The sequence below is a fragment of the Phaeobacter sp. JH20_29 genome, from assembly GCF_048056175.1.
GTDB classification, from domain to species: domain Bacteria; phylum Pseudomonadota; class Alphaproteobacteria; order Rhodobacterales; family Rhodobacteraceae; genus Phaeobacter; species Phaeobacter bryozoorum.
In genome coordinates this window covers 102623-126654 of sequence record NZ_JAYMWO010000011.1, presented here as the reverse complement: position 1 = coordinate 126654, position 24032 = coordinate 102623, and the positions used below count along the sequence as shown (strand labels likewise).

The 24032-nt window shown below is 59.4% G+C and carries 24 protein-coding genes; 5 read left to right on the top strand and 19 right to left on the bottom strand.

Annotation, left to right across the window (positions count from 1 at the left end):
* Positions 1-12 precede the first annotated feature (12 nt).
* The gene (locus VWZ85_RS08135) at positions 13-936 is read left to right on the top strand and encodes a sulfite exporter TauE/SafE family protein (RefSeq protein ID WP_340544330.1); all 924 of its coding nucleotides are present in this window, start codon (positions 13-15) and stop codon (positions 934-936) included.
* A gap of 1 nt (position 937) precedes the next feature.
* Complete coding sequence (locus tag VWZ85_RS08130; protein ID WP_416587746.1) at positions 938-1816, top strand: TIGR02186 family protein; 879 nt, start codon at positions 938-940, stop codon at positions 1814-1816.
* 123 nt (positions 1817-1939) lie between these two features.
* Here VWZ85_RS08130 and VWZ85_RS08125 read toward each other — a convergent pair whose 3' ends face one another.
* The 6 genes from VWZ85_RS08125 to VWZ85_RS08100 form a co-directional block, all read right to left on the bottom strand.
* Positions 1940-2698 carry an SDR family oxidoreductase gene (locus VWZ85_RS08125; RefSeq protein ID WP_416587744.1) on the bottom strand — a complete coding sequence of 253 codons (759 nt, stop codon included), beginning with the start codon at positions 2696-2698 and terminating at the stop codon, positions 1940-1942.
* Complete coding sequence (locus VWZ85_RS08120; RefSeq protein WP_340544328.1) at positions 2695-4233, bottom strand: ATP-dependent DNA helicase; 1539 nt, start codon at positions 4231-4233, stop codon at positions 2695-2697. Before VWZ85_RS08120 ends, VWZ85_RS08125 begins: the two co-directional genes overlap by 4 nt.
* Before the next feature lie 109 nt (positions 4234-4342).
* Positions 4343-4984 (bottom strand): acyl-homoserine-lactone synthase, encoded by a 642-nt coding sequence (locus VWZ85_RS08115; RefSeq protein ID WP_340544326.1) that lies wholly within the window; start codon positions 4982-4984, stop codon positions 4343-4345.
* Positions 4985-5078: 94 nt separating this feature from the next.
* A complete protein-coding gene (locus VWZ85_RS08110) occupies positions 5079-5798 on the bottom strand; it encodes a helix-turn-helix transcriptional regulator (protein ID WP_340544325.1) in 720 nt (239 codons plus the stop codon).
* A gap of 315 nt (positions 5799-6113) precedes the next feature.
* Positions 6114-7394 (bottom strand): crotonyl-CoA carboxylase/reductase, encoded by a 1281-nt coding sequence (gene ccrA / locus VWZ85_RS08105; protein WP_340544323.1) that lies wholly within the window; start codon positions 7392-7394, stop codon positions 6114-6116.
* Between the two features lie 110 nt (positions 7395-7504).
* The gene (locus tag VWZ85_RS08100) at positions 7505-8959 is read right to left on the bottom strand and encodes a 1-acyl-sn-glycerol-3-phosphate acyltransferase (RefSeq protein WP_416587742.1); all 1455 of its coding nucleotides are present in this window, start codon (positions 8957-8959) and stop codon (positions 7505-7507) included.
* Between the two features lie 180 nt (positions 8960-9139).
* Between VWZ85_RS08100 and VWZ85_RS08095 the strand changes: the two genes are divergently transcribed.
* The 3 genes from VWZ85_RS08095 to deoD all read left to right on the top strand — a co-directional run bounded on the left by VWZ85_RS08095 (position 9140) and on the right by deoD (position 12272).
* A complete protein-coding gene (locus VWZ85_RS08095; protein WP_416587740.1) occupies positions 9140-11107 on the top strand; it encodes a protein meaA in 1968 nt (655 codons plus the stop codon).
* Between the two features lie 119 nt (positions 11108-11226).
* Complete coding sequence (locus VWZ85_RS08090) at positions 11227-11544, top strand: H-NS histone family protein (protein WP_340544320.1); 318 nt, start codon at positions 11227-11229, stop codon at positions 11542-11544.
* A 23-nt stretch (positions 11545-11567) separates the two neighbouring features.
* Positions 11568-12272 carry a purine-nucleoside phosphorylase gene (gene deoD, locus VWZ85_RS08085; protein ID WP_340544319.1) on the top strand — a complete coding sequence of 235 codons (705 nt, stop codon included), beginning with the start codon at positions 11568-11570 and terminating at the stop codon, positions 12270-12272.
* A gap of 75 nt (positions 12273-12347) precedes the next feature.
* Here the strand turns inward: deoD and VWZ85_RS08080 are convergent, their stop codons facing one another.
* The 13 genes from VWZ85_RS08080 to VWZ85_RS08020 all read right to left on the bottom strand — a co-directional run bounded on the left by VWZ85_RS08080 (position 12348) and on the right by VWZ85_RS08020 (position 23825).
* On the bottom strand, positions 12348-13223 hold the full coding sequence (locus VWZ85_RS08080; RefSeq protein ID WP_416587739.1) for an urea carboxylase-associated family protein: 876 nt from the start codon (positions 13221-13223) through the stop codon (positions 12348-12350).
* 102 nt (positions 13224-13325) lie between these two features.
* Complete coding sequence (locus VWZ85_RS08075; protein ID WP_416537197.1) at positions 13326-14507, bottom strand: type III PLP-dependent enzyme; 1182 nt, start codon at positions 14505-14507, stop codon at positions 13326-13328.
* 539 nt (positions 14508-15046) lie between these two features.
* Positions 15047-15826, bottom strand: coding sequence for a succinate dehydrogenase iron-sulfur subunit (locus VWZ85_RS08070; RefSeq protein ID WP_416587736.1), 780 nt, complete (start codon positions 15824-15826; stop codon positions 15047-15049).
* 150 nt (positions 15827-15976) lie between these two features.
* Positions 15977-16888, bottom strand: coding sequence for a hypothetical protein (locus VWZ85_RS08065; protein WP_416587734.1), 912 nt, complete (start codon positions 16886-16888; stop codon positions 15977-15979).
* 90 nt (positions 16889-16978) lie between these two features.
* Positions 16979-18784 (bottom strand): succinate dehydrogenase flavoprotein subunit, encoded by a 1806-nt coding sequence (sdhA, locus tag VWZ85_RS08060; protein WP_340544312.1) that lies wholly within the window; start codon positions 18782-18784, stop codon positions 16979-16981.
* Between the two features lie 15 nt (positions 18785-18799).
* Positions 18800-19171, bottom strand: a complete 372-nt coding sequence (sdhD, locus tag VWZ85_RS08055; protein WP_340544311.1) for a succinate dehydrogenase, hydrophobic membrane anchor protein — start codon at positions 19169-19171, stop codon at positions 18800-18802.
* An 18-nt stretch (positions 19172-19189) separates the two neighbouring features.
* Entirely contained in the window at positions 19190-19573 is a 384-nt protein-coding gene (gene sdhC / locus VWZ85_RS08050; protein ID WP_340544310.1) for a succinate dehydrogenase, cytochrome b556 subunit, read from the bottom strand.
* A 192-nt stretch (positions 19574-19765) separates the two neighbouring features.
* Positions 19766-20455 (bottom strand): DUF1194 domain-containing protein, encoded by a 690-nt coding sequence (locus VWZ85_RS08045; protein WP_416543356.1) that lies wholly within the window; start codon positions 20453-20455, stop codon positions 19766-19768.
* A 32-nt stretch (positions 20456-20487) separates the two neighbouring features.
* Positions 20488-21120 (bottom strand): histidine phosphatase family protein, encoded by a 633-nt coding sequence (locus VWZ85_RS08040; RefSeq protein WP_416543357.1) that lies wholly within the window; start codon positions 21118-21120, stop codon positions 20488-20490.
* A gap of 25 nt (positions 21121-21145) precedes the next feature.
* Positions 21146-22177: a MaoC family dehydratase gene (locus tag VWZ85_RS08035; RefSeq protein WP_416587731.1), complete on the bottom strand. Its 1032-nt coding sequence runs from the start codon at positions 22175-22177 to the stop codon at positions 21146-21148.
* Positions 22177-22380, bottom strand: coding sequence for a DUF1737 domain-containing protein (locus tag VWZ85_RS08030; protein ID WP_416587729.1), 204 nt, complete (start codon positions 22378-22380; stop codon positions 22177-22179). The genes VWZ85_RS08035 and VWZ85_RS08030 overlap by 1 nt, the downstream gene beginning before the upstream one ends.
* Positions 22381-22386: 6 nt before the next feature.
* On the bottom strand, positions 22387-22935 hold the full coding sequence (locus VWZ85_RS08025; RefSeq protein WP_340544303.1) for an NnrU family protein: 549 nt from the start codon (positions 22933-22935) through the stop codon (positions 22387-22389).
* Positions 22936-22970: 35 nt separating this feature from the next.
* Entirely contained in the window at positions 22971-23825 is an 855-nt protein-coding gene (locus VWZ85_RS08020) for an HpcH/HpaI aldolase/citrate lyase family protein (protein ID WP_416587726.1), read from the bottom strand.
* Positions 23826-24032 lie beyond the last annotated feature (207 nt).

Below are 24032 nucleotides of genomic sequence, written 5' to 3'. Positions count from 1 at the left end.
TCTAACACTGATATGCAGATTTATCTTCCCATCGCCGAAGTCTCGGTCAACGCATTCCTGCTGCTGGGGCTTGGCGGCATGGTCGGCATCCTGTCCGGCATGTTTGGTGTCGGTGGCGGCTTCCTGATGACACCGCTCCTGTTCTTCATCGGCATCCCGCCGGCAGTGGCCGTTGCCACCGAAGCCAATCAGATCGTGGCCTCCTCATTCTCCGGTGTGCTTGCTCATTTCAGGCGCCGAACCGTCGACATCAAGATGGGCCTGGTTCTTCAAGCGGGCGGTCTTTTCGGTGCAGCGCTTGGGGTTGTGGTCTTCAACTATCTAAAAGCATTGGGCCAGGTCGATCTGCTGGTAAAACTCTGTTACGTCGTCTTTCTTGGCGTTGTCGGCGGGCTGATGTTCATCGAAAGCCTGAATGCGATCCGCAAATCCAAAGCCTCCGCAGGTGGCGCCCCCGCGCCGCGTCGGCAGCGTGGCTGGGTCCATGCCCTGCCCTTCAAGATGCGGTTCCGCACATCCGGCCTCTATATCTCCGTGATTCCTCCCTTGCTGGTGGGTGTCGTCGTCGGCATCCTCGCGGCAATCATGGGTGTTGGTGGTGGCTTCATCATGGTGCCAGCCATGATCTACATCCTCGGGATGCCAACCAAGGTTGTGGTTGGCACATCGCTGTTTCAGATCATTCTGGTCACCGCCTTTACCACGATGCTGCACGCGACCACGAACTATACCGTGGATATTGTTCTGGCGGTTCTATTGCTGATCGGCGGGGTGATCGGTGCCCAGATCGGTACCCGGATCGGCGTCTATCTCAAGGCTGAACAGCTCCGCATCCTGTTGGCGCTGATGGTAATTATTGTCTGCGTCAAACTCGGGCTGGACCTGTTGCTGATGCCATCTGAGCTTTACTCGCTCGGCAGCGATGGAGGGCACTGAGATGCTCCATCGCGTCATCAGGCAACGCCTCCGCCGCGCGCCGCAATCCCAGCCGGCCCGCGGCTCCGCGCGGCTCTGGATTGCATTCCTCCTGGTCCTGCCACTCGGGTCGATTGCCACCGCTCAGACCTCCACCGATCCGGCAGATAGCGACCCTCCCGCTGGCCCGCGCGAGGAAGTCGTGCTCGGTCTGAGCCAAGACCGTGTTGCCATCACCGCCGACTTCGATGGATCGGAAATCCTCGTCTTTGGGGCCGTGAAGCGGGAAGCCCCTATCCCGCAGGACGACCCTCTTCAGGTGATCGTCGCCGTATCCGGTCCGGCCTCGCCCGTGATGGTCCGCCGCAAGGAGAAAAAGCTTGGGATCTGGGTCAACACCGACAGCGTGCTGGTAGACTCGGCACCGAGCTTCTACGCAGTTGCGACAAGCGCGCCGCTCTCTCAGGTGCTGAGCGATACTGAGGACCTGCGGTATCGAGTCTCCGTGGGGCGGGCCATCCGCTCGGTCGGTGCCGGAATGCACATCCGCGGGGCACAGAAATTCGCCGAAGCCGTGATCCGCATCCGGTCCGAGAACAATCTCTATTCTCTGCGGGAGAACACTGTCGCCGTCGATCAGCAAACGCTGTTTCGCACTGCGATCGAGATGCCCGCCGACCTGACCGAAGGGGCCTATCGGACCCGCATCCTGCTCACACGAGGCGGATCGGTTGTCGCGCAGTACGAAACCAGCATCGACGTGCGCAAAGTCGGGCTGGAACGGTTTCTTTACACACTTTCACGCGAACAGCCGTTTCTCTACGGCCTTATGTCACTGGCCATTGCAATTGCCGCAGGTTGGGGTGCCTCTGCCGCCTTCCGCCTGCTGCGCAACAGCTGACGACCACGAACCAGATCCAGACCCAGACCCAGACCCAGACCGCCGCGCACAGCGCGGCGCTACGCCCAACGGGCGTGGTGCCAGCTTGCTGGTCTCACAACGGGCGGGAGACCTCTGCAGTGACTATCCACGCCCGATGTAAGGCATCTTGGTTGCCATCACGGTCATGAATTGAACATTTGCCTCAGGCGGAAGATTTGCCATATGCAGCACCGACCGTGCAGCATCCTCAACGGCGAAGGTCTCCATCGCGCCCGCTGCCGGATCAGTCTCGGCCTGCCGGGCGCTCAAATCCGCAACCATCGGCGTGCGTGCGTTGCCGATATCAATTTGCCCGCAGGCAATATCAAACGGGCGCCCATCCAGCGACAGGCTACGGGTCAGCCCGGTGATCGCGGCTTTGGTCGCTGCATAGGGTACCGAATGTGGGCGCGGAACATGGGCCGCAATTGATCCGTTATTGATGATCCGCCCGCCCTGCGGGGCCTGCTGGCGCATTTGGCGAAAGGCCGCTCGGGCCGAAAGGAACATGCCGTTCAAGTTCACATTGACGGCTACAAACCAATCCTCCAGCGCAATCTCATCAATCGTGCCGGAAGGGGTAAAGATGCCTGCATTGTTGAACAACACATCTAACCGTCCGGCCCGCTTTGCAAAGGTCTCCACGGCACGATCGACAGCCTCGGCATCGGTGACATCCGCCGGCACGACATGAGCCGTGTCGCGCCCCTGCGCCACGGCCTCCAGCGCCTCTGCGCGGCGGGCAAGCAGACCCACCTGCCAGCCTTCATCCAGAAACAGCTCCGCCACGGCACGGCCGATACCGGAGCTGGCTCCGGTGATCAGGATCGTGCGTCTAGAATCTGGAGCTTGGATCGTCATAGTGGGCTGTCCTCTTGCAGTTCCAGGGTCAGGGCGCCTACCGGCGCGGCCCGCAGGTCGTCCACCTGCAGAGGGCCTGTCGGCTTTGCCAGACGATTGCGCACCACCCAGATCAGGCGCTCCTGCGCCCGCGTAATGGCCACATAAGCAAGCCGCTTCCAGAGCGGTTGCCCGGCCTCCACCCGGCCCATGCGCGCCGCGGCATAGATATCAGGCGCAAAAACCTGCGCCGTGGGCCATTGCGAGCCCTGCGCCTTGTGAATAGTGACGGCCGCCCCGTGCAGAAACGCCGCCCCCATACGCGCAGCAAATGGAATGAAGGGTTCTTCTTCATCCGGTTTTTCGATCTTCACGATAGAGGCCGCGGAGACCTGCGGGTCCTCGGCTCCCATGACATGAAGGCGCGAGAATCCAGGCTTGCGACCCGGTCCGAGGTAGATGACCTGGGCCCCCTTGATCAGGCCGCGGGCTTCCAGATCCAGCCTTTTCTTGCGATGTTTCATCGGCAATTCGATTCCGTCGCAGATCAGCGGCTCGCCAGCCAGCAAACTGTCCTCCGGCGCACCGTGCACGTTACGAAACGCATTGATCAGCCGAATCCGGGTGTTGTTGCGCCAGACCAGAACCGGAGAACGTGCCATCAGATCCACCTCGACCCGTTGCCCCCAGACGACGCGATCATCCTGGCGAGAGAGGTCCTCAACCATGCGCTCAAAATCCTCAAACCCGATGTTCGGATCAGCCAGAGCATGAGCGAGGTCCAGAATGGGATTGCCTGCCTCTTGGCGGTGAATGCGGTTGAGGATCAGTTTGCGCTCTTCTGGCAGCGTTTCAAAAACCATGGCACCGGATTGGTTCACCGGGGCGAGCTGTGCGGGATCGCCAAACAGCAATAATGTCGGGAAAATTTCCTGAAGGTCCTGGAACTGGCGGTCATCCAGCATCGAAGCTTCATCGATAAAGCCGATATCCAGCGGCTCCTCCCGCCGTTTCCAACCGGTGATGAAGTCAGATCCGCGCAGACCGGCAGCAGCCAACGCACCAGGGATCGACTTGTTGCGTTCATAAAACGCCTTCGCCCGCGCCAGGGCTTCTTCGGTTAACCCCTCGATTTCGGGTTCATCGCCACTACCCGCCAGCCATTCCGCTATCCGCTCATATTCCGGATCATAGACAGGCGTATAGAGGATCCGGTGGATCGTGGTTGCGGGAACACCACGAAGGCGCAGCACGCTGGCGGCCTTGTTTGTGGGCGCGAGGATTGCGAGTGTGCGCCGGTCCTCATTCTTCTTGCGGCTTTCATAGTCCCCGGAAACAACCTCGACACCGGCCTTTTCCAACGCCTTATAGAGTTCCGCCAACAACAGCGTCTTACCAGATCCGGCTTTGCCAATAACCGCCATTGCGCCACCGTCACCGCGGGGCGGGTGTAGCAGATCGTCTTCGAGATCGACCCCTGCGTCACGAAGAAGACTGCTGACACGATCAAAAGCGACGGCCTGATCGTCGGAGAATTTAATGGGTGCTGCGCTCATTCGGCGACACTACAGCCGCCGGGCCGGCTGCACCAGAGCAGACGGCCCCACATCATATCGTTTCAGCGCAGCTCGCCCTCCTTCAGCGCTATGCCCATCGACACCCTGCTCACCCCGTCAGCGCAACGGGTCCTGGCGCGCCTGCACCGCCAAAGGAGCGGTCGAACCAGAGTGTCGACAATTCCGGCTGAATGCCTGCCTTCTGCGCGACCCGGTGATACGCCTCGGTAGAATAGTCCCACAGGCCAAGGCAGATCCGGTCCCGCCCCGCGCCCATGGTGCCGACAATTTCCGGGCTAAACCCAAGAGAGCGGTAGATCCGCACCATCCGCCGATCAAACACCCCGGCAAAATGCGCGATATTGAAGTTCCGCATTATCTCAAGCCCGGCCAGGGTCAGTGCCCCGGCCACATTGCCGCTGACATGTCGGGACAGGCAGAACCGGGTGCATTCCCAGATCAGAGGGCTGCGGATCGCCTCCCCGCCGGTCAGCTCGGGAAAAACATCATTTACCATGATTGGACCCGTGGAGGGCAGAAAACGCATTGACCCACCGTGGCTGCCATCGGGCTGCTGCCAGATCACATATAGCGGATCAAGCGCATCGTATTCATCGCGTTCTTCCCCGCAGGCATCTACCGAGACCTCCCAACCCAGCCGCGTCTTGAACTGATCCGCGCGATCCACGAACATCGAATGGGCAAGCTCACGGTGCTTATACAGGTCGTGTGCATATACGTAACGAAGCATAACTTAGTCCCCTTTAGATAGAAAAGTGGGACCAGATTACGATCAGAAGATATTTTCAACTATAGGGTTAATGAACATCAACAGCTTCAACGTCTTAGATGATGATCAACCCGAGACTCAGTGCCCGTGCGATGGCATGCGTGGTGTTGATCGCCCCCAGTTTGAATCGCGCGCTCTCAATATAGACCCGCAATGTATGCTCCGAAATGGTCAGCGTCTTGGCCACCTGGGCTCTGCTGTAGCCCATCGCGAGCAAGGTTAACGCGTCAATCTCACGTGGGGACAGGGGTTGGACATGCTCCGGGCTGCGATCCGGTTCAAATTCCAGCGCCTTGCGGTTGAAGTAGTGCCCGATCAGGATCAGGTCACGGCTGTGTCTGTCCGTGAATTTCGTCCAGGTCTCATCGTTGCAGTTGTGGCTGACCGTGAACAAAGCGAATTGCCCGTTTGGCCCACGGATCGGGATTGAGTACCCCTGATTGCCTACGTCATGGGCAAGGGCGTCCTGCAGAAACTCGCGCGCAGGCTTGGACGACCAATCAAGGCGGCGCCAGTCAACCGGGTGAAACCGCTGATAGCAACCGATAATGACCGGATCGACACGAACATAGGCTTTTTCCTGATAGCGCTCGACCCATTCCCGCGAATAGGTGCCAAAGTGATAGTGATCGCCAGCGCTGTCGACCCAGTGATACATGGCGTGATCAACCTCAAAGGTCTCACAGACCCGCTCAATGATCTCTTGCAGACCATCGACCGTTGTCGTGGCGTCCAAAACCTCAAGGATAAGATCAAGATTAACTTTGGTTGCCATGAAATGCCTGAATTCTCACTTGGTCTCAGCGCAGAACCTCTGCACCTATTTGGCTGTCGGCAGATCCAAATTGCCGCAGCTCTGGCCTTTGTGCCGCGATCATCGATGCAGCGTCAACGGTAAGCCCGCATAATGATCAGGTTTTTATTTCATAAGCGATTATCTAGGGCGCGGCCACAAAATGTCTTCACCATCAGCGCATGACCGCTGGTCATTCCGCACAAATGTTCGACAACCACGTTCGCACCAGAAAAACAATAACCCGCCAGTCACAGGAGCGACTGACGGGTGAAATAATGTGTCTCTCGAGGGTGTTTACCCTGCCAGAACATCCTCCAGTGTGCGTAGACCGGTCCGGGGCGCCTGAACCAGAACAGACATATTACCCGGCTTGTGCTCGTTGCGAAGCATCTTCATATGCGCCTCCGGCAGATCGTTCCAGGAGAACACCTCCGACATGCAGGGGTCTAGGCGGCGCTCGACCATCAGCTTGTTGGCAGCGGCGGCCTGCTTCAGATGCGCAAAGTGCGAGCCCTGCAAACGCTTCTGGTGCATCCACATGTAACGCACATCGAACGTCAGGTTATAGCCAGTGGTGCCTGCGCAGATCACAACCATGCCGCCTTTTTTACAGACAAAGGTCGAAACCGGGAACGTGCTTTCGCCCGGATGTTCAAACACCATGTCGACATTCACGCCTTTGCCGGTGATGTCCCAGATAGCCTTGCCGAACTTACGGGCTTCCTTGAACCAATTGGCATATTCGGGCGTGTTCACTGTCGGCAACTGCCCCCAGCAATCAAAGTCTTTGCGGTTGATCACACCCTTGGCGCCCAGCCCCATTACAAAATCACGTTTGCTTTCGTCCGAGATCACGCCGATGGCATTTGCACCAGCCGTATTGATCAACTGGATCGCGTAGGAGCCGAGGCCGCCCGAAGCGCCCCAGACCAGCACGTTCTGGCCCGGCTTCAGATCGTGCGGCTCGTGGCCGAACAGCATCCGGTAGGCGGTCGCAAGGGTCAGCGTATAGCAGGCGCTTTCTTCCCAGGTCAGGTGCTTGGGGCGGGGCATAAGCTGCTGCGACTGAACATTGGTGAACTGCGCAAAGGAGCCGTCGGGCGTCTCATACCCCCAGATGCGCTGGCTGGGAGAGTACATCGGATCGCCACCGTTGCATTCCTCGTCGTCGCCATCATCCTGATTGCAGTGAATGACCACCTCGTCGCCGACTTTCCAGCGCTTAACCTTGTCGCCCACGGCCCAAACGATGCCCGAGGCGTCGGAACCGGCAATATGGAACGGCGCACCGTGACCATCAAAGGGGCTGATAGGTGTGCCGAGAGCCGCCCACACACCGTTATAGTTCACACCCGCCGCCATCACGAGCACAAGCACGTCGTGGCTGTCCAGTTCGGGCACATCGACCACTTCCTGCACCATCGCAGTATCGGGGGTGCCATGGCGCTCTTTGCGGATGGTCCAAGCATACATCTTCTGTGGCACATAGCCCATCGGCGGCAGTTCACCGATCTCATAAAGCTCTTTTTCAGGGGCCTCGTAGGAGAGGGCGCCGTTCTGCGTGTCCAAAGCCATGCTGGCCTCCTTTTTTCCGCTGTTTGCCGCAATGCAGAATCGCAGCTGCTATCTAGGGAATAAGATCCGCCAAGCAACAATGCAACATCATTTATTTGATTTGGGTAATTTTATGACCCAGCGGATGCAGAATAATCCTTTGCACCTGCAGCAATGCCAGCCTCTTTTGGCCCGTCAGTGTCAGGCTCCGGGATCAGATGACGGATTGAGTTTGCGTAGTAGACAAGCAGATCGTGTTGGTCGGCCACCACCTCGTAGCCGCCCGCTGTCTGTCGCAGGATGCCTCTCATCGTCAGTTGACGTAGCCCCAACTCGGCGGCGGAACCGCGGTCGTTGCGCGATATATGGATATAAGCATAGGGCAATCGCGACAGCAGCGCGTCCATCCCTGCTTCAATATCCGCACGGCTGAGCGGCTGTTGACCCTTTGGGAGGTACTCCACAGTGGCGGCGACCAAGGCCACCGGCAATACCGGAACACATTCGCCGATACGACCCATCAGCTCCTGCGCAAGACTCGTCGGCGTGTCCTCTCCCCCGCTGCAAAGAACAAAGTCGCGCAGGCTGAGAGGGCGCCCAAAACTGACTGCCGCATACCCGGATCGCTGGTAGCGCCTCGTCGCCCATAGCCACAGCTGACGCAGCATACGAACCGCCACCACATGGATGCGTGCGCGGAATCGTCGATCACCGGATTTCGCAGCCGATGTCAGGATCTTGTCTTCCAGCACGCGGTCGTAGTTCAGCGCAACAGGCACAAACACCACATCACGCCCGCCCTCGCCCTGTGCCGCCTGACCGTCAACGATGTATTTCAGTAGCCCCACCTTCGGCTGTGCCAAAGCGCCATCTAGGCTCAACCCGCCTTCGGGAAAAATCGCCTGGGTCACCCCGCCCTGCGTCGCCAGCCTCACATAGGTCGCCAGAACGCGACGATAGAGGTCATTGCGTGACTTACGGCGGATAAAATAGGCACCCATGGCCCGGATCAATCGCGACAACGGCCATACCCGCGCCCATTCACCCACCGCATAGGACAAGGCCGACCGGTCCGCCACCAGATAGGTGATCAGGACATAATCCATGTTCGAGCGATGATTCATGACAAAAACCACCGTCGCCTCAGGGTCTATTGCCTTCACTGCAGCTTCATCCAGATGACCGAGGCGAACACGATAGATCGCATTGGACAAAAACCGCGCGAGACGGATCGCGATGCTGAAATAGGCAACTGCGGAAAACGACGGGACGATCTCGCGGGCATAACGCCGGGCCTCCTCGAAGGCGACGTTTTCGGGAATGCCCTGCGCACGTGCATGGTCTGCAATCGCCTGGGCCACCTGCGGGTCATAGATCAGCCGCTGTATCATGTCGTAACGGCGTGCCAGTTTGAACGGTTGAATTGGTCGTTCCAGGCGGCGGTTCAACCGCGCCACAGCCCGCTCCAAACGACGACGGAAGAACCACCGCACCGACGGAAACAGGAAATGCGAGGCAAAGGTGATCGCGGCAAACAGCACGATAAGCACAAAAAGCCAAAGCGGGAGTTCCACGGTCTGCGTCATCCTGAGACCCTTCCCCATGCTTGCTGTCATTACAAGCACTTTGCCGGATCGGCAGAGGCACCCATATTTAGCAGCTGGCATGAAATGCCGCAACGCAGCGAATTGACATGGGTTTAAAATTGCAGTCTACATCAGCTTGACGAAATAAAATTACCGCAACACTGACTCGCGAGGCCCGACATGCCGCAGATGCAAAAAGACCGCCCCTGGCTGATCCGCACCTACGCCGGCCATTCCACGGCATCGGCATCCAATGCGCTGTACCGCGCCAACCTGGCCAAGGGGCAGACCGGCCTCTCGGTCGCCTTCGACCTGCCGACCCAGACTGGCTATGACAGCGACCACGTGCTGGCCCGCGGCGAAGTGGGCAAAGTCGGCGTGCCGGTTTGCCATCTGGGCGACATGCGGACCCTGTTCAATGAGATCCCGCTGGAGCAGATGAACACCTCGATGACCATCAACGCCACGGCTCCCTGGCTGCTGGCGCTCTATATAGCGGTGGCAGAGGAACAGGGCGCGGATGTGTCCAAGCTGCAGGGCACGGTTCAGAACGACCTGATCAAGGAATATCTCAGCCGCGGCACCTATGTCTGCCCGCCCCAGCCCAGCCTCAAGATGATCGCGGATGTGGCGGAGTACTGCTACACCAACGTGCCCAAGTGGAACCCGATGAACGTGTGTTCTTATCACCTGCAGGAGGCCGGCGCGACACCGGAGCAGGAGCTGGCCTTTGCCCTGGCGACCGCGCAGGCGGTGCTGGACGAGCTGAAACCGCGCATCGCGCCGGAGGATTTCCCGGCCATGGTCGGACGCATCTCCTTCTTTGTGAACGCGGGCATCCGGTTCGTGACCGAGATGTGCAAGATGCGCGCCTTTGTCGATCTTTGGGACGAGATCTGCCGCGACCGCTATGGCGTCGAGGACCCCAAGTTCCGCCGCTTCCGCTATGGCGTGCAGGTGAACTCGCTGGGGCTGACCGAACAGCAGCCGGAGAACAACGTCTACCGCATCCTGATCGAGATGCTGGCAGTGACGCTCTCCAAGAAAGCCCGCGCCCGCGCGGTGCAGCTGCCCGCCTGGAACGAAGCGCTTGGCCTGCCCCGCCCCTGGGATCAGCAATGGTCGATGCGGATGCAGCAGATCCTGGCCTATGAGACCGACCTTCTGGAATACGGCGACCTGTTCGACGGCAACCCGGCGGTCGATGCCAAGGTCGAGGAACTGAAGGGCGGCGCTCGCGCCGAGCTGGCCAACCTCGAATCCATGGGCGGCGCTGTCGCCTCGATCGAGTACATGAAGGGCCGACTTGTCGAATCCAATGCCGACCGGCTGAACCGGATCGAGAAGAATGAAACCATCGTGGTGGGCGTCAACAAATGGACCGAGGGCGAGCCCTCGCCGCTGCAGACCGAGGACGGCGGCATTATGGTGGTCGACCCCGCGGTGGAGCAGGAGCAGATCAGCCGCCTGAACCACTGGCGCGGCGAGCGTGACAATGACGCGGTGCAATCAGCCCTGGCCGCGCTGCGCGCAGCAGCGCAAAGCGGCGCCAATGTCATGGAGCCGTCGATTGCCGCGGCCAAGGTCGGCGTCACCACCGGCGAATGGGCCGAGGAAATGCGCAAGGTCTACGGCACATATCGCGGCCCGACCGGCGTGTCCGGGTCCGCCTCCAACAAGACAGAGGGGCTGGATGAGCTGCGCGAAAAGGTCAATGCCGTAAGCGACCAACTGGGACGCCGCCTGAAATTCCTCGTCGGCAAGCCCGGCCTAGACGGCCACTCCAACGGCGCCGAACAAATCGCCTTTCGCGCACGCGACTGCGGTATGGATATCACCTACGATGGGATCCGCATGACACCCGAAGAACTGGTAGCATCGGCACTGGCGGACGATGCCCATGTGGTCGGCATGTCCATCCTCTCCGGCAGCCATCTGCCCCTGATTGAGGAGCTGATGGGTCGGATGAATGACGCGGGCCTCTCGCATATTCCGGTTGTCGTTGGTGGAATCATTCCCGACGACGACGCTGCCCGCCTTAAAAAGATGGGTGTGGCCCGTGTTTATACCCCCAAGGATTTCGAACTCAACGCAATCATGGGTGATATTGTTGAACTTGCAAAACAACCGCAAACGACTTCACATTAGCGGATTTTCGCAAATCAATTTAATCGACACAATTTTCTTGGTGAAATCACCTTGGGAATAAGGTCATAAATGAATGCGCCTCGTAGCATCACGACGCGCATTCATTTATGGAGAAGAAAATGGCCGTTGACCTCACAACGATGTCACGAAAAGAGCTTTTGGAATTGCAGGCGAATGTCGAAAAGGCACTGAAAGAAGCCGAGCAGCGCGAGCGCATCGAAGCATTGAAAGCCGCTGAAGAAGCTGCCGCAAAATATGGTTTCTCGCTTGACGAGATTGCAGGCAACAACCGGGGCACTGCCAAGAAAACCAAGGCAGCTCCGAAATACCGCAACCCGCAGAACCCGGAAGAAACCTGGACCGGTCGCGGTCGCAAACCTCATTGGGTCCATGCAGCGCTGACATCGGGCGTTGATATTTCCGATCTGGAAATCTGATTTCCAGAAGTTGAGGACAAAGTATGACTGTTCATATCGGAGCCGCCAAGGGCGAGATTGCCGAAACGGTATTGCTGCCCGGCGATCCCTATCGCGCGAAATGGGCCGCCGAAACATTTTTGAAAGATGCCCGCCTCGTGAATGAAGTGCGCGGAATGCTGGGCTTCACCGGCACTTGGAATGGGCATCCGGTCACCATTCAAGGCAGCGGAATGGGCATGCCTTCCCTGTCTATTTATGTGAATGAGCTGATCCGTGACTACGACGCCAAAACCTTGATCCGCATTGGGTCCTGTGGCGGAATGCAGGACAAGGTGAAAATCCGTGACGTGATCCTCGCCATGACGGCAACCACTGTCAGCTCCCCTTCGCGTGGGATTTTCAAAGAGGTCAATTTCGCCCCCTGTGCCGACTGGTCCCTGCTTCAGGCTGCCGCGAAGGCCGCAGAGGCGCATAAGCTCACGCCGCATATCGGTGGCATCTACTCATCCGATGTTTTCTATGACGAGCGACCGGACCTGAACGAGCAGATGGTGCGTCATGGCATTCTGGGCGTCGAGATGGAGGCAGCCGAGCTTTATACCTTGGCGGCCCGCTACGGACGCCGCGCGCTGGCGGTGCTGACGGTATCCGATCACCTCGGGACAGGCGAGGCGCTGCCGTCCGATCAGCGTGAGCGGAGTTTCGGCGACATGGTGGAAATCGCTCTCGAAGCGGCCTTTGCCTGAACTGAGAAATCGCAAAGACCCATAGAAAAGGCAGCGCCGATCGCGCTGCCTTTTTCGTTCTGCCAGCAGCCAGGCTCAACCGCGCCCGTGACTACGGTCATACCCGTTGCGCGCAGGTGGCCGCCAATCTCCCAATGCACCGCTTTCGGGGGTGAAGACCTCAATCAACAACGGATGACAGGACGCGGTGTCACTGGTGTGTTCGTCACCACAATCGCCTCCCGGACAGGCGCTCAATGCGCCCAAGAGGTCAATTTCCGCAAAAAACTCAAGATAGTCGCCTGGGCGCACTGGGCTCGCTTTCATGAAGTACTGCCCGGTGTCACGAGTAAATCCGGTACACATGAATACGTTCAGGACATCGTGAATATGCGGCTCGGCTGCGTCCAGTGGCATATCCAGATGATCTGCCAGCGCCCGGGTCAGGTTGGAATGGCAGCAATGATGATAGTGACCGCCAGACAGCAGATTACCGGTGTAGGGGTCGCAGCGGGTGCCGATCACGTCATGAACCGAGCCGCCATAGCCGTCGATCCCGTACCAGCCAAGGCTATCCGCTACAATGGTCGCCATCGGACGCAGATGCGGCAGGCTGCTCCACAGCCTCTCCCCCGTGGTTACATGAGTTCCATGCAGCGCACGTGTCTTGCCGGAGAAAAAGCGCTCGGTCAGATCAGCACTGTTCCAGAGATTGAGGTCCCCGACCTGCGGCCCCTCGATCGAGGTGATACGAAAGAAGCTTCCAGCCGCGACGCTGAAACAGGCCGCCTCCCGCGGCGAGACCAATACTTCGGCGGTTTTCTGCGCCGTCTCACGAGCAGTCCCATATCGCGACAGATCCGGCTTGGGCAATGTCTCGTTCGGGTAGCAGATGACTGGCGCCACGGCACGCCTTTGCTCTGCATCTTCGGGAGGCTGTGCCTCGGTGCCGGGAAAATCAGTAGCGGACATGGCGCAAACCTCTCTGTTGTTTGCGCCATGAAATCCAATGCAGCCGCCGGAAACAAGCCGACATTGCAGGGTGCTCAGGCCCTGCTGATCAAAGATCCGAGATCAGATCACCACCACATCGAGCGGAGGAAAGCCGTTGAAGCCAACGGAGGCGTAGGTCGTCGTATAGGCTCCACAGGAATGGATCACAACGCGATCCCCTGCTTTCAGATCAAGCGGCAGCTGGTAAAGCTGCTTTTCATAGAGCACATCAGCACTGTCACAGGACGGGCCCGCCAGAATGCAGGGGCCGGTCTGCTCATCCCCATGATCGGTGGTGATCCGGTAGCGGATAGCCTCGTCCATGGTTTCTGCCAGGCCTGAAAATTTGCCGATATCCAGATAGACCCAGCGGTGCAGATCGTGCGCATCCTTGCGCGAGACCAGCAACACTTCGGCCGCGATCGCGCCAGCCTCAGCCACCAGGCCACGACCGGGTTCCGCCATGATCTCGGTTGCGTCGGGGAAACGTGCCTCCACGAGCGCCATGACCTCCTGCGCATAGCGATTAGGGGCCATCACCTCGGTGCCGTAGCTCGCCGGGAAACCGCCACCGATGTTCAAAAGGGTCAGCTCATGACCGGCGGATTTTGCGGCCTGCCAAACCTGGGCGACCTGATCAAGCGTGCCAGCCCACATCTGCGGCTCGCGGGTTTGCGAGCCAACGTGGAAGGATACGCCGGAGACAATCAACCCAAGCTCGCGGGCGCGGTCCATCAGGCTAAGCGCCATCGCACTGGAGCAGCCGAACTTGCGGCTGAGCGGCCAATCCGCCCCGGTGGCTTCGACCAGCAGGCGGATGCAGACATGGGCACCAGGCGCATGGGCGGCCAGCTTGTCCAGCTCGGCCAAGGCATCAACCGCGAAATGGGTGATCCCGATCTCATGAGCAAAGGCGATATCGCTCGGCCGTTTGATCGTGTTGCCGAAGGAAATCTGGCCAGGCCTTGCGCCTGCAGCCAGACACATTTCAATCTCGGCGCGGCTGGCCGCATCGAAATTTGCCCCCATAGTGGTGAGCCGGCGCAGAATCTGCGCTTCTGGATTGGCTTTTACCGCATAGTGGATTCGGGCACGCCCAAGGCCTTGGGCCAGGGCGGCGTATTGCCGGGCAACAGCTTGGCTGTCAATCACCAGTGTCGGGCGGTCAAACGCGGTCTGTGCGATATAGGACAGGTGGCGAGAAACGGGGACAATAGCATCTTGACGGGCAAGTTGCCCGGTTACGTTTGCGTTCATGGTCATCTCCAAAAGACCCGGCCATCTATGACCGCTCACTTCAATCAGAGACGTTACCGTCGCTACGTAACCATGGGGGATAACCCTTGGGACAGAGGCGCGTGCGTTGGCGTCTGTCCGCCATATCTACCAAACACACGAGTCGATCAAGAGTTTTCTGGGCCACTGAAGCCCTTATTTTCATGGGGAATTTGATCAGATTTCAGCCATGCACCTATTGCAACACTTACCCGGTGTTTCGGGGTCTGAGGCATGCACGCGGCGCACCGTCTCCTGGTTGGACGGCACCACAGGATGCACAGCGCCACTGGCTCGCCGACTTTTCCTGACGCCAGCGACAATCCCGGCTGAGGGTGGATGTATTGTGGCGCCAAAGGAAATATCCAAGGACACCGAGCAACAGAAAGAGGATCAACACTGGCATATCGCCTGTTTACCGATCCCCACTGTCAGCCGCAACTTCGGGGCGCAGTCGCTGCTCGACAACGCAGAACGCCACCCACAGCAGGTGAGCGGCGTTCTCCCTAATCAAAGCTTGGCAGGGCTTAAACCGCGCGTTCAACCATCATCTGCTTGATATGCGAAATTGCCTTGGCCGGGTTCAATCCCTTCGGGCAGGTCTTCGCACAGTTCATGATGGTGTGGCAGCGATAGAGCTTAAACGGATCCTCCAGCTCATCCAGACGCTCAGGGGTTGCCTCATCGCGGCTGTCGATGATCCAGCGGTAGGCGTGCAGCAGCGCGGCCGGCCCAAGGTAACGATCCCCGTTCCACCAGTAGCTCGGGCAGGATGTCGAGCAGCTGGCGCACATGACGCATTCATACAGCCCGTCCAGCTTCTTGCGATCCTCGATGGACTGCTTCCACTCTTTCGCGGGGCGGTTGGTCTTGGTTTCCAGCCATGGCATGATCGAGGCATGCTGGGCGTAGAAATGGGTCAGATCAGGGATCAGATCCTTCACCACCGGCATATGCGGCAGCGGGTAGATCTTTACGTCGCCCTTGATCTCATCGAGGCCGTAGATACAGGCCAGGGTGTTGATCCCATCGATGTTCATCGCACAGGAGCCGCAGATCCCTTCGCGGCAGGACCGGCGGAATGTCAGGGTCGGATCGATCTCATTCTTGATCTTGATGAGCGCGTCCAGAACCATCGGACCGCATTTGTCCATATCGACAAAATAGGTATCCACCTGCGGGTTCTTGCCGTCATCCGGATTCCAGCGGTAGATGCTGAATTTGCGCACATTGGATGCGCCTTCGGGCTTGGGCCAGGTTTTACCCGTGGTGATCTTGGAATTTTTCGGAAGTGCGAATTCGACCATAGATCGTTCTCCTTGCTTAGCTGCCCGCCAGCCACAGGCACAAAGCGCTGCGCTGGCAGGAGATCGGTGTCCGCGCTCCGGCAAGGCCGGAACGAAGATCTGTCGGTGTAGCGACCCGGTCGGTCGCAATCTGGTAGGCGCAGGGCAGCATCAGCGCAGCCCTCCCGCCGCTATCGGCGTCTGATCTGCAAGCGACGCAAGCCTTTTGGCATCGTGAGGGTAGTGTCGGCTCAGCGCGGCAAGCAGTGCCGTGTCACGCGCTGCGATATGCAGGATCGCCTGATACTCAGCGTCACCGGACATGCGCTGCCAGCGCTGATCCGTCCGCAAATCAAAATCGGCGCCAGCCTCTGGCGTATCAAAGGACGAACCACCGCCATAGCGCTGAACCTTGCCAAGGGTATTGTCAACGCAGGGCAGCCCCAGTCGATCCAGCAGAGCGGAGCGGTATTCCGCGTCATGTATCCAGACATCATAGTCAATCACGGTCAGAGCGAGATCATCCGCCTCCGCGACCAACTCCAGCATCTTGCGGTAGCTGTCGATCGCCCGCAGCACCGAAGCGCTACGATGCGCTACCGTGAAATCCGGGTTCCGTTGTAGCTTCTTCAAAAGCGAGGCCGACCAGTTCAGAAACCCACGCAGCAACAGGATATCACCGCTCAGAAGAGTCTCGTCCAGATCACCGGAAACTGGCCGTTCCAGACCGAAGTCCGACGGCACCGTATCCTCATATGAGATGAGCAAAAGGCCACCGGCCCCCAGCGTTGCCCCCAACCCTGCCAGATCGCGCGTATCATAGCGCGCCAGCTGCACAGCGTTGCGCTCCACCCCCTGATGATGCGCCAGCGGCGCCCGGCCCGATTTGCAATTGTTGAAGAACAACGCCTGTCCGTGCGGCGCATTGCGCTGCAACCAATTGGCTACCGCATGATTGCCGGAACGACGCATCCCGAACATCCGCAGCGCAGCATCGGGCCGCCAGCCGAGTTCTGGCCAACAGCCCGCATTGCCAACAACGCCTGCAACCGGCATCACCGATGATGTCCGACCTGTCGCCATCACGCGACCACCTGCACAGATGTCGCCACTCCCCCGCGTATGCGGGGAAATGTTGCAATCTGATATGCTGGGGCTGCCTGCATCACGCTCTTAGAAGGTCCGTGCTTTGGGCGCGATCTTCGCCTCGCTGATGCCACCTTCGGCCTCAGTGGTGAGCGGCTCGACGATCACCGGGCGATAGGACAGATCCACCTTGTTGCCATCGACGCGGCTGACGGTATGAACCCGCCAGTTTTCGTCGTCTCGGTTGGTGAAATCCTCATGCGCGTGGGCGCCACGGCTTTCCTTGCGCGCCTCGGCGCCAACGATAGTGGCCAGCGCGTTTGGCATCAGGTTGGTCAGCTCCAGCGTTTCCATCAGGTCCGAGTTCCACACCAGAGACCGATCGGTCACAGCCAGATCATCAAGCTTGGCAGCGATCGCTGTCATCTTGGTTACGCCTTCGGACATGGTCTCCGAGGTGCGGAACACGGCAGCGTCGCTTTGCATGGTGCGCTGCATCTCAAGACGCAGATCAGCGGTCGGAATACCGCCCTTCGCGTGGCGCAGACCATCAAACCGATCAAAGGCCTTGTCAACCTGCGCCTGGTTCAGAACCGGGTTCGGGGCATCCGCATCGACAACCTTGCCCGCACGGATCGCTGCGGCGCGGCCAAAGACCACGAGGTCGATCAGCGAGTTCGACCCCAAACGGTTGGCACCATGCACCGAGGCGCAGCCCGCCTCGCCCACAGCCATGAGGCCCGGCACAACGGCGGTCGGGTTATCTGCGGTCGGGTTCAACACCTCGCCCCAATAGTTGGTCGGGATGCCGCCCATGTTGTAGTGCACCGTGGGCAGAACCGGGATCGGTTCCTTGGTCACGTCAACTCCGGCAAAGATCTTGGCGCTTTCGGAAATGCCCGGCAGCCGCTCGGCGAGCGCCTCGGCCGGCAGGTGGCTGAGGTTCAGGTGAATGTGGTCGCCATGCTCGCCAACACCGCGACCTTCGCGGATTTCCATGGTCATCGAACGCGAAACATAGTCACGCGGCGCGAGGTCCTTATACTGTGGCGCATAGCGCTCCATGAACCGCTCGCCTTCGGAGTTGGTAAGATAGCCACCCTCGCCACGCGCGCCCTCGGTGATCAGACAGCCGGAGCCGTAGATGCCGGTCGGGTGGAACTGCACGAACTCCATGTCCTGCAGCGCCAGGCCTGCGCGCGCCACCATGCCGCCGCCGTCGCCGGTGCAGGTATGCGCCGAGGTGGCAGAGAAGTACGCCCGTCCGTAACCGCCGGTCGCCAGCACAACCATCTTGGCGTTGAAGACATGCATGGTGCCGTCGTCCAGCTTCCAGCAGACAACGCCCTGACACTGCCCGTCCTCGGACATGATCAGGTCGATGGCGAAATACTCAACATAGAACTCGGCGTTGTTCTTCAGCGACTGACCATAGAGTGTGTGCAGAATGGCGTGGCCGGTCCGGTCCGCAGCGGCGCAGGTCCGCTGCACGGCGGGACCCTCGCCGAACTCTGTGGTGTGACCGCCAAAGGGACGCTGATAGATCTTGCCTTCCTCGGTACGCGAGAACGGCACGCCGTAATGCTCCAGCTCATAAACCGCCTTGGGCGCTTCACGGGCCAGATATTCCATCGCGTCGGTGTCACCCAGCCAGTCAGACCCCTTGACGGTGTCATACATATGCCACTGCCAGTGATCAGGCCCCATATTTGACAGCGATGCCGCGATGCCGCCCTGCGCCGCGACGGTGTGGGAGCGGGTCGGGAACACCTTGGTCACACAGGCTGTGCGCAGGCCCTGTTCTGCCATGCCGAGGGTCGCACGGAGGCCAGCACCACCGGCGCCAACCACGACCACGTCATAATCATGTGTTTCGTATTCGTAAGCAGCCATTGAGAACCTCGGAGTTTACAGGGCCAGGCGGATCAGCGCATAGGCGCTGACAGCGGCCACGGCATAGGACAGGCAGGTGATCAGAATAATCGTCAGACGACCTGCAAAACCGTGAACATAGTCTTCGATCATAATCTGCGCGCCGGATTTGAAGTGCATCATGCCCACCCAGATGGTCAGCAGAGCAACCAGCGCCGGGAACGGGCGCGCGTAATAGGCTGTGATCTCTTCGTAGGATCCCCCCAGCGCGGAGCCAAAGGTGAAGACAAACAGCGGAACCAGGATCAGCAATCCGATGGAGCTGACCTGCATCGACCAGTGATGTGCTGTACCGGATTTTGCTGCACCCATGCCAACGGCACGCTTGCGATCTGTCAAATAGCGCATTGCGACAACTCCTTCAGCTCAGACGATAAAAAGGGTGAGGACGGTCAGAACAACCGATCCGATAATGACGGCCCAGCCCAGTTTCTGCGCGGGTTCCAGATCCAACATCTTGCCGTTGTCCCAGATCAGGTGACGCACACCGGCCAGCGTGTGGTACCAGAGGCCCAGCACTGACAGGCTCATCACGATGTCGCCGAGCCAGCTGGTCATCACCGCATTTGCGGTGCGGAAATAATCTTCAGAAGTTGCCGCCGCCAGAAACCACCAGGCGATCAATAGCGCGCTCACAAGCAAGGCATTGCCCGTAATCCGCGTCAGGATCGAGGTGATCGAAGTGATCTGCGGGCGGTAGACCTGCAAATGTGGCGAAAGCGGGCGGTTGCCCCGATTTACATCGGCCATGTTGGCTCCTTTCCGGTTAGCTGACGACGTTTTAGCGGTTTTTTGCGTCCTGTCACGCAAACGAGCGGTAAAAATGCGCAGTTATTTTTGGGAATGCTACGAAAACAACAATATGTGATCACACGGTTCCGGTAAGTGATCACAAAACAGCATATAGGTGAATCCTTACAGAATCACATGGTGTTCGCGAATTTAATGGACTGACGGGACAAAGCTGCCCAAATCTGCATTTTGCTGTGCCACTTCCCGCAACAGTTTTTTGCGGATCGCATCTGGATAGTCGTCGAATCTGGCCGCAGTCTGAACAAAGGCGCCGGGTCCGTGAATGAGCTGTTCAAAGAAATACGCCGTCAGATCCGGCTCGCTCTCCTCAATTGCAAGCGCATTGACAGTCACCCCTGCCGCGCTGAGAGCACCGCGCATCGCCGTCGGCTCGATCCCCTCATTCGACGGCCCGTCACCAGAAACATCGATCACCCGGCGGCGACAGCTCGGCACCAGCTGGAACTGCTCCAACGCCAGCTGCAGTGCCTCACCGATGCCGGTTGCGTAGTTGCGCCAGGGGCGCGGAGCACTGGCAATATCCGCAGCCAGCCGGTCGACCGCCGGGAAATCTGTGACGCTGCGCCAGCTGAGCGTCAGGTCCTGGCGCCCGCTGCCCGACCATTGAATTAGCGCTACCCGCGCCTGTGCCCGCACCAGAGCCTCGGCGACGATCCCATCGCGCAGCGCCGCAGCCAATCCCTCCATCTGCGTGCGGTATTCCTCGACATCGACGCTGCCGGAGACGTCAACCGCCAGAACCAAGGCAAGATCGCACGCCCGCGCCTGCATCGGCGCCAGTGTCACAAGCATAATAACGCACAGTCGAAGGATCCGCATATTCCAAGCTTAGCGAAAACCGGGCGGTTGCCCTATCGTTTTTCGCAGCCCGCCCGCTGTCCCGCAAACAGGGTCTCGATCGGCGCCCAGTGACCCAGCACCTGGCGGCTGTGCCGATCATAGGCGAACCAATTGCCGCCACCAGCGGGCTGATCCCAGCGCCGGTCAATCGCCACGCCCCTCAAGGCGCAGTATAGCAGTGTGCCGACCGCCCCGTGACCACAGAAAACTAGCGCTGAATCCGGGTAATCCTGCTCCACCGCCTGAACCTCCCGCTGGATCCGCGCCTGCGCATCCACAGCTCTCTCCCAGCCTCGTACCGACTGCGACGGCTTCGCAAAGAAGGCATCAGCCTGCACCTCAAAGGCGTCAGGCAAAAGATACCCTGTGCTGGAGCGATCGTTCTCATGCGTGTCCGGTCGACAGCTGACCAGCGCCCCAAGCGCGGCGGCCAGCGGCGCGGCGGTCTCGACCGCTTTGCGTTCGGCGCTGGCGATCACCGCCGCCTTGCCTGTCGGCTGCAATATCGTCAGACGCTGCGCCAGGTGCGCCACCCGCGCTGAGCCGACCGCGGACAGCCCCCAATCAGGCGGGGCGACAGCCGCGTCTATCTCCACCTGCGGATGCGTGATGTAAAGAACAGTGGCGGGATCAAGTTCGATCATTTCACACCCATTGATCCCGCGTAGGTCATCGTGGCATCAGCGCCCAATAGTCCAGATCCAACAGGACCTCGGGCCGATATTTGCCGTCATCCCCCTTCAGCTGGAACGGAGCACCGCCACTCGTCGCAACCAGACGTAACCGGATTGCCCCAACCCCGGGAGCCGCGGTTTCCGCCTTGTCCAGAACCTCCGACCAGGCGCGAATGGTCATGCCGGATGTGCAGGGGTTTGCGTGGGCGCCTCCATTCAGCCCCACGATCATCTGTGCATTGGCAAGGCCGTTGAACGACAGCGCCCGCGCCATGGAAATCACATGACCACCATAGATCAATCGTGAGCCATCGGGCCGCGCGGTGGTGTCGAAATGCACTTTGGCCGTGTTCTGCCACAGGCGCGTGGCCAGCATGTGCTCAGCCTCTTCAACAGTGACCCCGTCAATATGGTCTATCTGCTCGCCAACCTCATAGTCGCCCCAGCGATGCATCTCGCCTGCCAGCGTGAAATCATAGTTGGAAAAATCCAGCCCGGCAGGAATGACCAGCTCCTCAGCAGAGATCACCCTGGCCAGGTCCGGAATGCAGGTCTCCGGCGCAGGGACGTCCAGATCGCCTTTGCGCACCATCACCCAGCGAACATAGTCAAGCACGCAATCATCATGTTGGTTGAGGCCACGCGTCCGCACGTAGACCACGCCGGACTTTCCGTTTGAGTTCTGCTTGACCCCAATCACCTCACTCTCGGCGCGCAGGGTGTCGCCCGGGTAAACAGGCAGGTGCCAGCGCCCCTCCGCATAACCGAGGTTCGCCACCGCATTCAGCGAAACATCCGGCACGGTTTTGCCAAAAACCATGTGAAACGCCGCCAGATCCTCCAGCGGCGATTGAGCCAGACCACATCCGCGCGCAAATTCATCCGAGGAATAGAGCGCATGTCGCGCCGGGTAGAGCGCATGATACAATGCGCGCTCCCCACCTGAAACCGTCCGCGGCACCGCATGATGCAGCACGTCGCCGACGGCATAGTCCTCAAAGAACCGGCCCGGATTGGTCTTGGCCATTAGTGATCTCCCAATTTGGTGTCAGGGGTATAGGTGCCGGGCACCTCTTTCACCACAGATTGACCACAGCGCATGATACCCTGCACCGGATCGAAGGTCTGGGTGGGACTGCCATAAAGCTCCCACCCTTTGTTCAGTGCATCGGTCACCTTGTGGCAGAAGGCCGAGGTGTCGTCCTCGGACAGAAAACGATAGAGTTTCATCAGCGATCACCCCGGAAACGGCGAAGGGCCAACCAGCCCGTGGATATAGCCGATCACCCCCAGCAGCACGATCGACGCGACAAGGAACATCCCATCTTTTGCGATGCTGCCTTTGGGGTTCGGGGTCCAGTTCGGCTCGGACCGGTTGATCACAACCATTTCAGCCAGCGCCCAGACGAGCATACTGCCAAAGAGCACAAAAGAGGCCGGATCCCAGTTCACCAGAAGATGCGCCACGGCCCACATCGCAAAGCCGAGCAGCATGGGGTGACGCAGCTTGTAAAACAGCGCCCCCTTGCTGGGGCCAGGACTGGTAAAGTAGAGGCCAAGCAGCACCAGAGTGTTGTTGATATGGGTAAGAAACGGGGGCGGCAGCGCCAGATCGAAGGATTCGGCACTGCGGTAGCCGATCACCATCAAAACAACGCTTGCAAGCAGCGCAAGCGCCATCATCCCCTTGCCACGCCCCCCCATTGCGGCGCGCGCATCCGGCGCCAGCCTTTTGAAGAAATGCGCGCCCCACCAGATCAGGATGCCTAGAAGCAACAATGCCATGTCAGTCTCCCCAAGAAATATGACTGACCCAACGCCTAGGCGGAAAACGCCGCAATTGCATCCGCTTTTGCGAGAATTTCGCGGGCCGTGGCGACATGCAGGTTTTCGACGATCTTGCCATCGACCACCGTGACCCCCTGCCCCTCTGCTTCGGCTGCATCGAAGGCCGCGATCTGACGACGGGCGAGGTCAATCTCATCCTCTGACGGAGCAAAGGCCGTATTCGCCACATCAACCTGCGCCGGATGGATCAGCGTCTTGCCGTCAAACCCCATGTCGCGGCCCTGGGCACACTCCACTGCAAGGCCCTCGCCATCCTTGAAGGCATTATAGACCCCGTCCACAATAATGATCCCTTCCGCCTTTGCCGCGAGCAGACATTGGCCGAGCCCGGCCATCAACGGCAGCCGATCCGCGCGGAAACGGACCTGTAGCTCCTTGGCGAGATCGTTTGTGCCCATCACCATGCCCTGAAGCAGCGGGTGTGCGGCGATTTCCGCTGCGTTCAACATGCCGCGAGGCGTTTCCATCATTGCCCAGAGCGGCGTATCGCCTGTGACTTTGGACAGCTGATCCAGGTCAGCGGCAGAGGACACCTTGGGCAGCAGTATTGCATCGCAATCCATCTCGGCCGCCGCCTCTGCATCCGCGGCGCCCCAGGGGCTGTCCAGACCGTTGATCCGAACGATTTTCATCCGACCGCCATACCCCCCTTCGTCCAGTGCCGCCGCCAGCGTCGCCCGGGCGTTTTCCTTCTCATCGGCAGAAACGGCATCCTCGAGGTCAAAGATAATCGCATCCACAGGCAGGCTGCGCGCTTTGTCGAGCGCGCGAGGCTTGGAACCGGGGATGTAAAGTACCGAACGATAGGGACGTGTGCGCGGATCCATGAGCGACCTCCTGAGACATTTTGTTGCGCAAACGGGTATCCAAGTGAAAGGAAGCTTTCAAGTGAAATTACGCCGCAGCGCAGAATTCCCGACATCACACCGGTTGGAAGCGAGTCACCGTGAAAACCTAAATACTTGGAACGATTTATTATTTTAAAGAAAAATCAAGGAGAACTCTGCGTTAATGGGATGTCAGCATCTATTTGC